This window comes from Candidatus Cyanaurora vandensis, assembly GCF_013285555.1.
Classification (GTDB): Bacteria; Cyanobacteriota; Cyanobacteriia; order Gloeobacterales; family Anthocerotibacteraceae; genus Cyanaurora; species Cyanaurora vandensis.
The window spans coordinates 1-14,038 of record NZ_JAAXLT010000092.1 but is presented as its reverse complement, the minus strand read 5'-3'; the positions used below and the strand labels follow the sequence as shown (position 1 = coordinate 14,038).

The 14,038-nt window shown below is 56.4% G+C and carries 10 protein-coding genes and 2 pseudogenes; 9 read left to right on the top strand and 3 right to left on the bottom strand.

The features are described from left to right. Positions 1–407 precede the first annotated feature (407 nt). From HFM78_RS05865 to HFM78_RS05845, 5 genes and pseudogenes are all read left to right on the top strand, one after another. Positions 408–1,931: a carboxypeptidase M32 gene (locus tag HFM78_RS05865; RefSeq protein ID WP_287128492.1), complete on the top strand. Its 1,524-nt coding sequence runs from the start codon at positions 408–410 to the stop codon at positions 1,929–1,931. Further along, on the top strand, positions 1,921–3,222 hold the full coding sequence (gene aroA / locus HFM78_RS05860; protein ID WP_287128491.1) for a 3-phosphoshikimate 1-carboxyvinyltransferase: 1,302 nt from the start codon (positions 1,921–1,923) through the stop codon (positions 3,220–3,222). Before HFM78_RS05865 ends, aroA begins: the two co-directional genes overlap by 11 nt. Positions 3,223–3,273: 51 nt before the next feature. Further along, complete coding sequence (locus HFM78_RS05855; protein WP_287128490.1) at positions 3,274–3,807, top strand: hypothetical protein; 534 nt, start codon at positions 3,274–3,276, stop codon at positions 3,805–3,807. A 284-nt stretch (positions 3,808–4,091) separates the two neighbouring features. Continuing rightward, a pseudogene (locus HFM78_RS16180) lies at positions 4,092–4,732 on the top strand (MBL fold metallo-hydrolase); the annotation flags it as partial. Then, positions 4,709–5,800: a flavin reductase gene (locus HFM78_RS05845; RefSeq protein ID WP_396034914.1), complete on the top strand. Its 1,092-nt coding sequence runs from the start codon at positions 4,709–4,711 to the stop codon at positions 5,798–5,800. The pseudogene HFM78_RS16180 and the gene HFM78_RS05845, both read left to right, overlap by 24 nt. On the opposite strand, the gene psb29 is transcribed toward HFM78_RS05845, so the two are convergent. Next, positions 5,797–6,432 carry a photosystem II biogenesis protein Psp29 gene (gene psb29, locus HFM78_RS05840; RefSeq protein ID WP_287128487.1) on the bottom strand — a complete coding sequence of 212 codons (636 nt, stop codon included), beginning with the start codon at positions 6,430–6,432 and terminating at the stop codon, positions 5,797–5,799. The genes HFM78_RS05845 and psb29 overlap by 4 nt on opposite strands. Before the next feature lie 68 nt (positions 6,433–6,500). Next, positions 6,501–7,826 (bottom strand): DUF3370 domain-containing protein, encoded by a 1,326-nt coding sequence (locus HFM78_RS05835; RefSeq protein WP_287128486.1) that lies wholly within the window; start codon positions 7,824–7,826, stop codon positions 6,501–6,503. Positions 7,827–8,108: 282 nt separating this feature from the next. On the opposite strand from HFM78_RS05835, the pseudogene rpsT (HFM78_RS16175) reads away from it, so the two are divergent. The 3 genes and pseudogenes from rpsT (HFM78_RS16175) to rpsT (HFM78_RS05820) form a co-directional block, all read left to right on the top strand. Continuing rightward, positions 8,109–8,384: pseudogene (rpsT, locus tag HFM78_RS16175) on the top strand (30S ribosomal protein S20); the annotation flags it as partial. 391 nt (positions 8,385–8,775) lie between these two features. Then, positions 8,776–9,372 carry an RES family NAD+ phosphorylase gene (locus HFM78_RS05825; protein WP_287128484.1) on the top strand — a complete coding sequence of 199 codons (597 nt, stop codon included), beginning with the start codon at positions 8,776–8,778 and terminating at the stop codon, positions 9,370–9,372. A 41-nt stretch (positions 9,373–9,413) separates the two neighbouring features. Then, the gene (rpsT, locus tag HFM78_RS05820; RefSeq protein ID WP_287128483.1) at positions 9,414–9,707 is read left to right on the top strand and encodes a 30S ribosomal protein S20; all 294 of its coding nucleotides are present in this window, start codon (positions 9,414–9,416) and stop codon (positions 9,705–9,707) included. Here rpsT (HFM78_RS05820) and HFM78_RS05815 read toward each other — a convergent pair. Then, the gene (locus tag HFM78_RS05815; RefSeq protein WP_287128482.1) at positions 9,697–10,875 is read right to left on the bottom strand and encodes an MFS transporter; all 1,179 of its coding nucleotides are present in this window, start codon (positions 10,873–10,875) and stop codon (positions 9,697–9,699) included. The genes rpsT (HFM78_RS05820) and HFM78_RS05815 overlap by 11 nt on opposite strands. A gap of 202 nt (positions 10,876–11,077) precedes the next feature. Here HFM78_RS05815 and HFM78_RS05810 point away from each other — a divergent pair. Beyond that, positions 11,078–14,038 (top strand): amidohydrolase family protein (locus HFM78_RS05810; RefSeq protein ID WP_287128481.1); only part of this gene is annotated, 2,961 nt, incomplete at its 3' end.

Genomic DNA, 14,038 nt, shown 5'->3' with positions numbered 1-14,038 from the left:
GCGTGAGTTATGCCTAGGGGGAGAATACCGCTCGGATTGGAAACGGCACAATGAATTCATGGAACACAAAGCAGCACACCCACTGCTTGATTGTCCAAACCACCGCAGGGGTTTTACAGTCTGACCTGCTCATCACTCGCCCGAAGGAGAACGGCTTGCCAGGGCGGTGAGTGGTAAAAACTAAAGTCCGAGTTCAAACGTGGTGCAGGGTTTTTGCCGTTTCCCTTGCTTTGTGGTCTCTTTGGGGATGTTAAACCATCCGTCAGAACTGTCCTGAGAACCAACACACTGTAGCTTCAGGCGCGAATGAAATATAGATGTGCGGTGCTGACCCCGGCGGTTTAGCACCGCGTATTTATTTATGAACAATGTCCTAAAATGAGAGGCCGATGCGCGGTGGGATATTGATGCAGACATTGAGCAAGACTGAACAGAAATTTACTGAACTCAAGACCCGCTTGGTCGAGGTCAATGACCTCAGTGCGGCGGCTTCCTTACTCCAGTGGGACCAATCCACCTATATGCCCGTCGGTGGGGGACCCGCCCGCGCCCGTCAAATGGCAACGCTCCAACAACTCGCCCACGAAAAATTCATCGCGCCTCAGATTGGGCAATTGCTCGCGGACTTGGGGGACTACGAGGCGAGTCTACCCGTGGATGATGATGCCGCCAGTCTATTGCGCGTCACCCGCCACGATTATCAAGAAGCCTGTCAAATTCCGGCCCAGTTCATGGCGCGACTCTCTAACCATGTGGCTACTACTTATGAAGTCTGGACCCGTGCCCGCCCCGCCAATGATTTCACCCTGGTCCAGCCCTACCTTGAAAAGACCCTCGCTTTCAGTCAGGAAATGGCCCAATTCTTCCCTGGCTACGAACATATTGCCGATCCCTTGATTGGGTTTGCGGACTACGGGATGAAAACCAGCACCACCCGCGCCCTGTTTGCCGAGTTGCGGAATCAGTTGGTGCCCTTGGTTCAGCAAGTAACCAGCCAACCCCTGACCGACCGTTCCTGTCTGCAACAATATTTTCCAGAGGCGGACCAACTGGCCTTTGGCTTGGCAGTAATCCGGGAGTTTGGCTATGACTTCACGCGGGGACGGCAAGACAAGACCCACCATCCCTTCATGACTAAGTTTTCGCTGGGGGATGTGCGGATTACCACCCGTGTCCGGGAGCATGACTTGACAGAAGCGGTTTTCAGTACCCTCCATGAGGCGGGCCACGCCCTCTATGAACAGGGCATCAACCCCAGTTATGAAGGCACGCCTCTAGCCTCGGGGACTTCAGCGGGGGTCCATGAGAGCCAGTCCCGGTTGTGGGAAAACCTCGTGGGTCGTTCGCGGGAGTTTTGGCAATTCTTTTATCCCCGGCTCCAGCAGTGTTTCCCTGGTCAGTTGGGGGCGGTCGAGTTAGAGACTTTTTATCGGGCGATTAACCGGGTCGAGCGGTCCCTAATCCGTACCGATGCTGATGAATTAACCTATAACCTCCACGTGATGATTCGTTTTGAGCTAGAGCTTGCCCTCTTGGAAGGGAAGCTTGCGGTGAAAGACCTCCCCGAGGCGTGGAACGAAGCCTATCGCGCAAACCTAGGGTTAGTGCCCACGACCCTCAGTGAAGGCGTATTGCAGGATGTCCACTGGCACGGCGGAACCATCGGCGGGGCCTTCCAAGGCTATACCCTGGGCAACCTGATGAGTGCCCAATTTTATGAAGCAGCCCAATTCGCCTATCCCGAGATCCCCGCTGAGATGAGCCAGGGCCGTTTTGACCGTCTGCATGGCTGGTTGCGGCAGCATATTTATCAGCACGGACGCAAATATAATGCCGCCGAAGTCGTGGAACAGGCCACGGGGCAACCCCTGACCATCCAGCCCTACCTGCGCTATATCCGCCGCAAATATGGTGAACTCTATGACCTCTAGCCTAGTCATTACCGGCTGTGACCGTTTGCGCGGTACGGTCCAGGTCCCCGGCGACAAATCAATTTCCCACCGGGCCTTGATGTTTGGGGCCTTGGCTCAGGGCACCACCCGGATTCAGGGCCTCCTGGCAGGGGAGGACCCCCAGAGTACGGCGCGGTGTTTGCGGGCTTTGGGAGTGGAGATTACCGATTTAACCGCCCCGGAGGTCTTAGTTACGGGCGTAGGCTTAGGTGGACTCCAGGAACCCTTGGGGGTCCTCGATAGCGGCAATTCTGGGACAACGCTGCGTTTGTTGCTAGGGGTGACGGCGGCCCAGCCCGGACTTTTTACGACTTGGACCGGGGATAGTTCCCTCACCCGGCGGCCCATGGGCCGCGTCGTCCAGCCCTTGACCCAGATGGGAGCCAAAATCTGGGGACGCGCGGCCGGTAAGTTCGCGCCCTTGGCGGTCCAGGGGACGGCGTTACAACCGCTCCACTATGTCAGCCCCGTGGCCTCAGCCCAGGTTAAATCCGCCCTGTTACTGGCGGGACTTTTGAGTGAAGGTGAGACTTTGGTTACGGAACCCCACCCCTCACGGGACCACACTGAACGGATGCTCAGGGCTTTTGGTTGTCCGGTCACGGTCAAGGGGACGACCGTAAGTGTTATGGGACCCGCTGCCCTGACGGCCCAGAACATCATTGTGCCGGGGGACATTAGTTCAGCGGTGTTCTGGCTAGTCGCTGCCACAATTACGCCCGATAGTGAATTGACCCTACTTAATGTTGGTCTCAACCCGAGCCGCACCGGAGCTTTAGAAGTCCTGCAACAGATGGGGGCCGATATCACCATCCTCAACTGCCGTGAGGCAGGCGGGGAACCCGTGGCGGATCTCAGGGTCCGCTCGGCCCAGTTGACTGGGGCCGTGCTTGAGGGCGCACTCATCCCCCGGTTAGTTGATGAGATCCCGGTGCTAGCTGTAGCGGCAACCCAAGCCACAGGCACAACCACCATCCGCGATGCTCAGGAGCTGCGGGTCAAAGAGTCCGACCGTCTCCAGGCTGTGGCCCAACAGCTAGGCATCCTAGGTGCCGATATTACGGAGTACCCCGACGGTCTGGTGATTCGGGGCAAGACTGAGTTACGAGGGGGTGCAGTCAGGAGTCTAGGCGATCACCGGATGGCAATGGCCCTAGCCGTAGCGGGTTTGGTAGGTCGGGGTGCGGTGGAAATTGAGGACGCGCAGTGTGCCCAAGTGTCCTATCCTAATTTTTTCAAAGTGTTAAAAGAACTGAGAAATGGGCAATGAGCGCGATCCCTAACCTCTGCTATGGTTAGGGGAGAAAGTTTGTAGCTTCTGATGCGAAATCAAGACTGGTCTTCCCTGGGGCAGGGGGTTGATCCGGCGAGCAACCGTTGTCGCTGGCGGACCCTGGGGCTTTTTCTTAATGCCAAAAAAACGCTGGAGACCATCGCGCTGCTGGAGAGCCTCAACATCCGCCCCTCGGATATCTTGGTTCTGACCAGTGACCCTCCCGGCTCACTACCCCCCGTCAACTGGGCTCCGATGACGTTGGCAATGCCCGGTTTGTTGCTGGGACTGGGGTTGGGCTTAGGGATTGGGGTCTTGGGTTGGGTTTTAGGAGCGGGGCTTATCCTTGGTCTCTTGGGGACGTTGGCTTGGGGCATCCTCGGCGCAGTGGTGGGTTGGCAGGTGGGCGTGAAACGACCCCGCGCCTTGGTCCAACCTTTTTGGCGCGATATCCATCAGGGCAGCTACCTCGTCTTGATTTACGCTACTCCCGGTGCCCACCAACGAGTCCTCCATCCCGTGCGTGGCATCGTCGGCAACCTCTATGAAGCGCGGGGTCTGGTCGGGAGTCCGGGGTCTTAAGAGGCCCCTCCGCCCCACATGGTGGGGGACCAAGACCACGTATATAGAAGAAAGTTCTTATTCTCGCTCCCCTACCCCACCACGTGGGGTAGGGGCTGGGGGTAGGGTCCGTCCTGGATCTGGCGTTGCCCATCTTGCAGGCGGAGGGTTGTGCCCGTTTGGGGGAGGTGCAGGCCATTCCCGCTGACCATGACCCCTGCCTCTTGCAGGGGTTGGGCATAGGCCCCAGTAAGCAGAGCTTTGCGGATTATACTGACAGTACGTACGCCTTGAGGGAGGAAGCCATGGTCACCCTTGTCACGCCCGCCCGCAAAACCATCCAAGTCCAGACCATTGCCCGTGATACTGTTACGATTCGTTCTCTGGACTGGGACCGAGACCGTTTCGATATTGAGTTCGGGCTCCAGAATGGGACGACCTACAATTCTTTCATTATCCAAGGTGAAAAGACCGCGCTGGTGGATACCTCCCATGAGAAATTCACAGAGCTATACCTAACCGCTTTACGTGAACAGATTGACCTGAGTAAACTCGATTACCTCATCGTCAGCCATACCGAACCGGACCATAGTGCCCTCATTCCCTTAGTGTTGAAGTTGGCTCCCCAGGCGGTTTCGTCTGTTCTAATGTCGCGGCGCAATTCCTGGATAATATGATCCACGCGCCCTATGCCCGTCGTTTGGTCAAGACTGGGGATGTCTTGGACCTAGGCGGAGGCCACCGTTTGGAGTTTGTCCAAGCCCCTAATTTGCATTGGCCCGACACGATGTTTACCTATGACCATGGCACTCAGGTCCTTTACACTTGTGATGCCTTCGGAATGCATTTTTGTGATGAGCGGACCTTTGATGAGGATTTTGAGGCGATCGCCCCGGACTTCCGATTTTATTATGAATGCCTGATGGCTCCTAATGCCCGGTCGGTGCTGACCGCCCTCAAACGCATCACACCCTTCACATTAGAAACCCTGGCGACGGGTCACGGTCCCCTACTGCGTTTTAATATCCCTGAGGTCACGCGCCGCTATGACACTTGGAGCCAGAAACAAGCCCAAGCTGAAGCCGCCGTGGTGGTCTTCTATGTCTCGGACTACGGCTACAGTGACCGCATTGCCCAAGCTATCGCCCATGGCTTGACTAAAGGCGGGGTGGCGGTGGAGATGTTGGACTTACGGACAGCCGACCTCCTGGAAGTACAAGAAACTGTCCAACGCGTCCAAGGTCTCGTCCTGTGCCCCCCGCCCACGGAATCAACCCATAGCCAAGCCGTCCTTGGGTCCATCTTCGCCGCCGTCCAAGACAAGCAGCGGATCGGGATCTTTGAGTCCTACGGCAACCAAGAGAGTCCCAGCCAGATCTTGGTTAATCAACTGGTAGACCTAGGCTTGACCCTAGCCTTCCCCACGCTGAAAGTCACCCAGGACCCCACCCCCGCGCTCTACCAGACCTGTGAAGAATCGGGCACAGACTTGGCCCAAGTCCTCATGCTCAAACAGACGATCCAGAAGTCCAAAGCCGTCGCCCCGGACCTTGACAAAGCGATGGGGACTTTGGTGGGCGGGCTTTATATCATCACCGCCCGTCGGGGCGACATCCAGACCGCCATGCTTGCCTCCTGGGTCAACCAAGCCAGCTTCAACCCGCCAGGGATCTCGATTGCCGTGGCGAAGGACCGGGCGATTGAGTCCCTGATGCACCCTGGGGATTCTTTTGTGCTCAATGTCCTCGCGGAGGCCACCTATCCGCCCTTGATGCGCCACTTTTTGAAGCGGTTCAAGCCCGGTGAGGACCGTTTCGCTGGGGTTAAGACCTATACGGCGACCCACGGTGCTCCGATTTTGGCGGATGCCCTGGCTTACCTTGAGTGCCGGGTGGTCAGTCGGATGGAGACCAATGACCACTGGCTCGTCTACGGGGTAGTGGAGTCTGGGGATGTCTCCGATAGTGAAGGGCTCACCGCCGTCCACTACCGCAAAGTCGGCAACCACTACTAGGGCGAGGCGGGTTGCCGTTTTTTGCGGACCGACTCGTTGGCTTCTTCCATGGCTTCTTTTGACTTCCGTACTTGGTCCAAGGCCTGGGAATAGAAATCCAGGTCTTTGCGGACGCGGGTGGCATTTAGCCCCAAGCGCGTACAGATTTGGTCGAAAATCTCTGTCCGTTTGGCCTCCAGTTGGGTCTGGAGATGGGGTTCGAGGGCAGTGGTCAGACCCAGGGCAAAGATCCGGCTGTACTTAGACAGAGGAGCTTGAACTAAGGATTGAACTGCTTCAGGTAGGGTCGGCAGGATGTTTCCCTCTTGCAGTGCAGCAAGGAGGACCGGGGCTGAAGTCTGCTGCACTGCTTGGGCATCCCGCTGCAACTGCCCATCCGTGAAACCCAAGGCTCCTGCCAAAGCCGCGAAGATGGGTGCCTTATCTTCCTTGGGAAAGTAACCGTCCAGGAAACGTTCATAGAGTGTGACCAAGCCCAGGCCAAAAAACGGGTCATAACGAAACTGGTGATGGACGGTCAAGAGATGGACTTCTACGAGTAGTTCATCAATGACGCGCCGATAAACGGAGTTCAAAGGGCGGGTAAAAAGGGCAAAAAATGCCTGTTTGGTATCGGCGACGGTCTTAACCACGAGTCAACACAAGGTACTGTATTCTCATTTTGCCATCCACCCTGGTCTAAAGGGATAGTTTACTTGAATTACGGAGCCGAGGTCCGCAGGGTCAGCACTTGGGGGGGCGTACTATCGGGAGGATAGAGATAATCCACATAGACCAAGCGTTGACTCGTGGCGGGCAGAATAAGGGTGAATAAGGGGCTACCCTGTTGACCGCGCCGCAGGACCAAGTGGGCATAGCGGGTCTGGGGCAGGTCGGCCTCGTCGTTGTAGCGGACCCGGACCGTACCCCGGAAGGTGACTTGGTTATCTGGAGGGTCACTGAAGCGCAGGGCGTTCTCGGGGACATCTTGTAGAGGCTTGCGGGGGGACTGCAAACTCAGGGTCACGGTCTGGGGCTGAGCTGTAGAGTTGGCGAGGGTGAAACTGAGGTTGTACTCAATCCCGTAATTGCCATGGGCGAGGTAAGCCGTGTCGGGGTAGCGGACCTGCATGGGCGCACTCTGGACCTGTTGGGTCCCTAGCGTCCCGAAACTCGCGGTACTAAGGACATAGGAGATGGCAGAGCCCGGTGTGGGGATGGTCAAAAAACGAGCCTGAGGACTATCGCTCAACTCCGCCTGCCAGCGCGAACCCAAGGCCACGCCCGCCACTCGCCCATAAATGAAGTTCCCCGTACTCCCCGGCGGGGTCGGAGCCAAGTCACGGGGAGCCGCCAAGGTTCCGGTCGTGAGCAGGTTTTCCCAATCAGTCAGGGTAGGCAAGAATTCCTGTCCGGTGAAGTCAGTCGGAGCCACCAGAGCCAGACTTGCGGCGTAAATGGGGCCTGAGCTTCTGAGGCGAGCCAGGGTAGAGCGTCCGTTGTAACCGTAGATGGGTAAGACCGTGAGCATTTGACTGGTTCGAGGCGCGAGGATAACCTGACCGGGCCAATCCGCTTGTCGCACGTTCCGCAAAATATCATTCGTCACCCGACTCCCCGGCCCCGCAAACACATTCCCCAACAAGTTATCCACGAGGGGCGGCAGATCAAGGAAAGGCGCGTCCGGTTGCGTCAGATGGCTGGCAGCCTGGAGGATATCCACGGTGACGGGCTGCAACCCCGGATTGTGTAACAACAATCCCAGGTAGAGCGTCCGTCCGTCAGGCGTCTTCGCAATGTGATGAGCAAACAGGTCAAACCGACCCTTCAGTGCAAAATCGAGATGAGCTTGGGGATTCTGTCCATAGGATGGCGGAAAAGTTGAGAGTAAAATCCCATTCCCCGTCACCAATTCCGGGCTGTTGCTATTAAAGGTAGGTATCTGGTCCAAACGACCAGGCAGAGCCCGCACCGACTGGAGTTCAAGGATACCCACAGGCGGGGTTTGGGCCTGTGCCAGCAAAAGTAAAGGCCAAAGAGGAAGCATGGGCAACCGCACAAAGTTTCAAGAGTTTAACAAAAAAATTCGCCGCTCCACGAATTAAGAGGCCCCTCCGCCCCACTAATAGGGGACCAAGGCAGAAGAGGGAAGAGCGAGAGCGGAACCTTAGATGCCTGTCCTCGCGGGCTGTTGGGGATATTGCAAGCAGTGCGAAAGATAAATCAACAAGACCCAAAAATCTAAGGCAAACCCCACTTGCTCAACACCCAGCAGCCTTGATTCGTGAAATACGGTATTATTAAAGATTGTCGCCAAACTGGATCAACCATGCCCAACATTAAATCTGCCATTAAGCGGGTGGATGTGGCTGAGCGCAATCGCCAGCACAACCTAGCCTATCGTTCGTCTATCCGTAGCTTGGTCAAACAGTACACCAACAGTCTGCGGACCTTCACCCAAGCGCGGACCCCCGAAGCCCTCCTCATTACCGAGACCGCCCTCTCTGCGGCCTATAGCAAGATTGACCGGGCCGTGCGTTCCGGGATTATCCATAAGAATAATGCCAACCGTCGTAAAGCTCGTCTTAAAAAGATGCTGAACAAGGCACAAGGTTCGTTTGAACTAAACATTAACACCGTGAGTAAGCAGAGCAAGATTAACGCTGGAACTCGGACTATTCCTAGAGAAAACGATAAGGTTTTAATTGGCGATGATCTTCATCATCAGAACTTTGGTAATGTTAAAGGCAAGAATTCAGGAGCAACCGTACCTGTGATTGATAAAAAAAGCGTGGAGGACTTAAGAGAACGACTTAGTTACTTGCTGAGTGGCAAGACAGAGTTGGTTAACAAGTGGCTAACCTCACAGAACCCCGAGCTTGGCGGTCTTACCCCTCAGTCCTACATTGATAAGGGTCAGCTTGAAGTAGTAGATACCCTTATCTACATGATTGAAGTCGGACAACCGGGCTAACCCCTATCATTGAGAATTCCCGATGCTCTTTGGTGAAGAACTTATGTCGGCCTTTGCCGCCCTCTCCCCTAACTCTTTGGCAGGAACAGGCTATCGTGTTATTAATCTACGTTACGCAGACTCCCCTCTCTCAGGAGCAGGTGCATTGAAACATGGCGGCAGGTTCAACTATGGCGCGATTTACCATCCCGGTCAGGAATTCGAGGCATTATATGTAGCCGAAGGTCTTATGACAGCACTTACTGAAGCAGATATTGTTGTTAGGGGAGCAACAGGATACGACGAGGGCGTACCAAGCATTCCAAGGGTCATCTTCTCAATTGAGTATAGACTGAGTGCTGTGATTGATTTGACTGAGGATAGTGTCCGAGACTCGTTAACACTGACTCCTAATGAGTTAGAAACCCATTGGCTTAGGCTTAATGGGGAAGGTAAAGCTGCTCCTACGCAAGTCTTGGGCTATATTGCTTATCAGCAAGGAAATATTTCAGGATTAAGATACCCGTCGTTCAAAGACCCCGACTTCTGTAATTTGGTCATTTTCGATAGGCACGTTCCTGGAGACTACCTATGGATTTTCCAGCGGCCTGAGTCCAATAATCCCGGCCTCGCTCCTTAGAATGCGGTATTATTAGAGATTGTTGCCAAATTGGAGTAACCGTGCCCAACATTAAATCTGCCATCAAGCGGGTTGATGTGGCTGAGCGCAATCGCCAGCACAACCTAGCCTATCGCTCCGCCATCCGTAGCTTAGTCAAGCAGTACGTCAACAGTCTGCGGACCTTCACCCAGGCGCGGACCCCCGAAGCCCTCGCCACCAGTGAGACCGCCCTCTCTGCGGCTTACAGCAAGATTGACCGGGCCGTACGTTCCGGGATCATCCACAAGAATAATGCCAACCGCCGCAAAGCCCGTCTCAAGCTCATGCTCAACAAAATTGTCCTCAAGCCTTAGTTTTGGGCAGGGCGGCATTAATGAGGAGTAGCGCGACTAAGATCCACAGTCCCGCACTCCAATAAGGGGCGGTGTACCCAATCCGGTCAAAAATCGTTCCCGCCCAGAGCGGACCGATGACCATGGCAAGACTCGCCAGCGACTGGGAACCGCCAATGACCCGGCCCTGCTCCTGAGCCGAAGCCCGCTCCGACAATAAACCCCGCAAGGTCGGCAAGCACAGCCCCACCCCGAGGGCAAATACGCCCTGGGTAACGTAAAGCCAGTTCCCACTGGGCACCAAGGCTACGCCTGTCACTGCCAGACCCGCCAAGGCCAGTCCCCACCGCGCTAAATTAGCATCCCCAAAACGCGGGATCAAAGTGCGGATGAAAACCCCCTGCACCAAAGATGAGACCAGCCCGATGTAGGCAAATAACCAAGCATTCTCCTGGGGTCCCCATTCAAAACGGTCTCGCGTATAGACCGCAAAGTTACTCTGGAACCCAGCAAAGGCAAAGTTGAAGAGGAAAAACCCTAGCAAGAGGGGCCGGACAGCGGGATTACTAACTAGGGCCTTGAGTTGGGTGAAAGGATTGACCTGACGCCAGGGTGTCGCTTGACGTTTCTCTGGAGGTAGGGACTCCGCCACGGTGAAATAGCCCAGACCCGCGTTGGCAATCGCTAAAGCTGCCGCTAGAAAAACGGGTAACTGTAAACTGTACTGGCCTAAAAAGCCGCCAATCGCGGGTCCCATAATAAAACCCAGCCCAAAGGCCGCCCCCACCAAGCCAAAATTCTTAGTCCGGTCCTCGGGTTTAGAGATGTCCGCAATATAGGCTTGGGCTGTTGCCACCGCTCCCCCCGAAGCCCCGCCGATAATCCGGCCCAGGAATAATAAAGGTAAAGAGTTCGCTAGCCCAAAAACGATAAAGCCTAGTCCTGTCCCCACTAAGCTCATCAGCAGGATCGGACGGCGACCAAAACGATCCGATAGAGCCCCCAGGGTCGGTGCGGCGAAAAATTGGGCTAAGGAAAAACTAGAGACCAAGAGGCCAATCGTGAAAGCATCGCTCTGGTAACGACCAACGATATAAGGAATGAGCGGGACGAGCAGACTTGCCCCCATGAACTCAATAAAAATAGTCAAAAAGATAAATACAATCGGCGAGGGCCGGAACTGCTTCACCCTTTCCTCCCCACCCACTCTTGATAACAAAACTTCATGCTTTAAGGATAGCGGTCAAATCGCACTGTGCTACTCCCCTGGGTTAGATTCCCAGCAGTGAGCTGACAAAACTTAAAGATTCGTCCAGATTCTTAATTCACTTGGGTCCTAGGGTGAGTCGGGGAGGGTCCTATTATGTTGAATACTCTACCGTCCCGCCCTAATGCCGCGCCAACCCCGTCTGTTCCCGAGCTTATTGGTCTGTCTCTGGGGCCTACCCATCCTCGCTCAGGTCCCCACCGCCCCCGTGGAGGGCCTCCGTGATAATAGTCCCCGCGTCCATGCACTTGTTAATGCCCGGATTGTGGTGGCTCCCGGTCAGGTTATTCCCAAAGGCACCCTCGTTATCCGTAACGGGGTTATCAGTCAGGTCGGGACGATGGCGGCCCCTACTGAAGCACGAGTCTGGGATCTGGCGGGGCGCACAGTCTACCCCGGTTTCATAGACAGCTACTCTAGTTTGGACTTGCCCAAAGAGTGGCAAGCACCGCAACCGGGAGAGGAGAATAAACCTCCCGAACTGGCTAAAAACGGCTCACGGGCCTGGAATCCCCGCGTCACGCCCCAGCGCGATGCTGCCGATAATCTGACCGTGGACCCCAAACAGACGGAGAAAGTGCGGGGGTTGGGCTTCACTGTGGCCCTGGTTGCTCCAGCGCGGGGGGTTTTTCGGGGAACGAGTACGCTCATCAACCTCAGTGGTAATGATGCGAACAAGAGTATCGTTCGTCGTCAGGTAGCCCAGCACGTCGCTTTTGAGCAGAGTGGTTTCCGCGAAGCCCAGTACCCCGATTCGCTGATGGGGAGTATTGCGCTAATCCGGCAGACCTTTCTAGATGCCGATTGGTATAACCGCGCCCAGACGAATTATGCCCAAGCCCCCCAGGGGTTAGAGCGGCCCGAGACGAATAGTGCCCTGGCTGCCCTCGCCCCTGTAGTCACCGGGGAGTTGCCCGTGGTCTTCAAGGCGGAGGACGAACTAGACCTGTTGCGCGTGTTGCGGGTTGCTGAGGAATTTAAAACTACCCAGTCTTGGGTCCTGGGGACGGGCTACGAGTACCGGGTCTTGCCCCAACTCGCCGCCCGGAAAATACCGCTAATCTTGCCCTTGGATTTCCCCGAAGCTCCAGAGGTCGAGACCCCGGAGAAAGCTCTTGATGTGGACCTTGAAGTCCTCCAACACTGGGAGCAAGCCCCGAGTAACCCAGCGCGGCTCGCCCAAGCCGGGGTTATGTTTGCCTTGACGACGAGCCAACTCAAGAAACCCGAAGAGCAGTTCTGGCCTCGGGTCCGCCAGTCGGTGCGTCGGGGTTTGACCGTGGACCAAGCCCTCGCCAGTCTCACCACCACCCCGGCTAAATTCCTGGGGGTCTCCGGTCGTTATGGCACCTTGGAACCGGGCAAAGTCGCTAACCTCGTCATCAGTGACGGGGACCTTTTCACCAGCAAGGCCAATATCCTCTCGGTCTGGGTGGACGGGCAAATTTATGAGACTGACAAGGGCCGTGAAGTGGACCCCCGTGGGACTTGGACGGTGACTTGGCAAGGCGTTCAAGCCGATACCAACCTCGTCCTGAGCGGCGACCCCAAACCTAAGGCCACCCTGGGCGGCAAAGATACCCCCGCCGTCCTCCAGGGCAGTCAACTCTTACTGTTTCCCCCGGCCCAAGGCTTTGGGCCGGGTCAAGGTACGGTGCGATTAACCGCAAGTATAAATGGCGACCAGATGCAGGGGACTGGGCAACTCCCCGACGGTCAAGCCTTCTCCTGGCAAGCCCGCCGTACCCAACCCGCCGCTGCCACACCTACCCCGGCGGAACCCAGCGACCAAGCCCTCACCACGCCCACCACCTACCCCGCCGGAGCCTTTGGACGGACGGGGAAACCCAATCAACCCGAGTGGTTACTGGTCAAGGGCGCGACAATTTGGACCTCAGGACCCCAGGGCCGTTTCCTGGGCGACCTGCTCATCCAGCGGGGCAAAATCAGCCAAGTCGGACCCAATCTCACCGCCCCCGCCGGGGCCATCATCATCAATGCCCAGGGTAAACACGTCACTCCCGGTCTGATTGACTGCCATTCCCACACCGCCATCAGTCGCGGGGTCAACGAAGGCACCCACGCCGTCACCACTGAGGTCCGCATCGGGGACGTGCTCGACCCCACGGATATTGCCATGTACCGGGAACTCGCCGGGGGCTTGACCGTTGCCAACCTCCTCCACGGCTCCGCTAACCCGATGGGCGGTCAGAACCAAGTGATTAAGTTGCGGTGGGGCGAACACGCCGAGGGACTCAAGTTTACCCAGGCTCCCGCCGGGGTAAAGTTTGCCCTGGGAGAGAACGTCAAGCAGAGCAACTGGGGCGAAAAATATACCACCCGTTACCCCCAGACCCGCATGGGCGTAGAACAGCTACTGCGCGATACCTTCATGGCGGCCCAGGACTACGAACGGGCTTGGAGCCAGTCCACCAAGGCCATCCCGCCCCGCCGTGACCTCCGCCTAGAGGCCGTCCTGGAGATCCTGCGGGGTCAACGCTGGGTCCACATCCATTCCTACCGCCAGGATGAAATCCTAATGTTTGTGCGCTTGGCCCAGGAATTCAAGCTCCCAGTCGCCACATTTCAGCACGTCTTAGAAGGGTACAAAGTTGCCGATGCCATCGCCCAGATTAAAGCCGGGGGTTCATCCTTCAGTGATTGGTGGGGCTTCAAGTTTGAGGTCTACGACGCCGTGCCGACCAACGGGGCTTTGATGAAACAGGCCGGGGTCCTGGTCTCCTTCAATTCTGATAGCAACGAATTGGCCCGTCGCCTCAACACCGAGGCTGCCAAAGCGGTCAAGTACGGCGGGGTCAGCGAAGAGGAAGCCCTCAAATTCGTTACCCTTAACCCAGCGCAACAGTTGCGGATTGACCGTTACGTGGGTTCGTTGGAACCCGGCAAGGATGCGGATTTCGTCCTCTGGACAGGTTCACCGCTATCGAGCTATAGCCGCACCGAGGAGACCTGGATTGAAGGCCGCAAGTATTTTGACCGCACGGAAGACCAGACCCTGCAACAACAAGCCAGCCAGCAGCGTGAAGCCCTGATTCAAAAAGCCCTACCCGAACGCCAAAAAGCC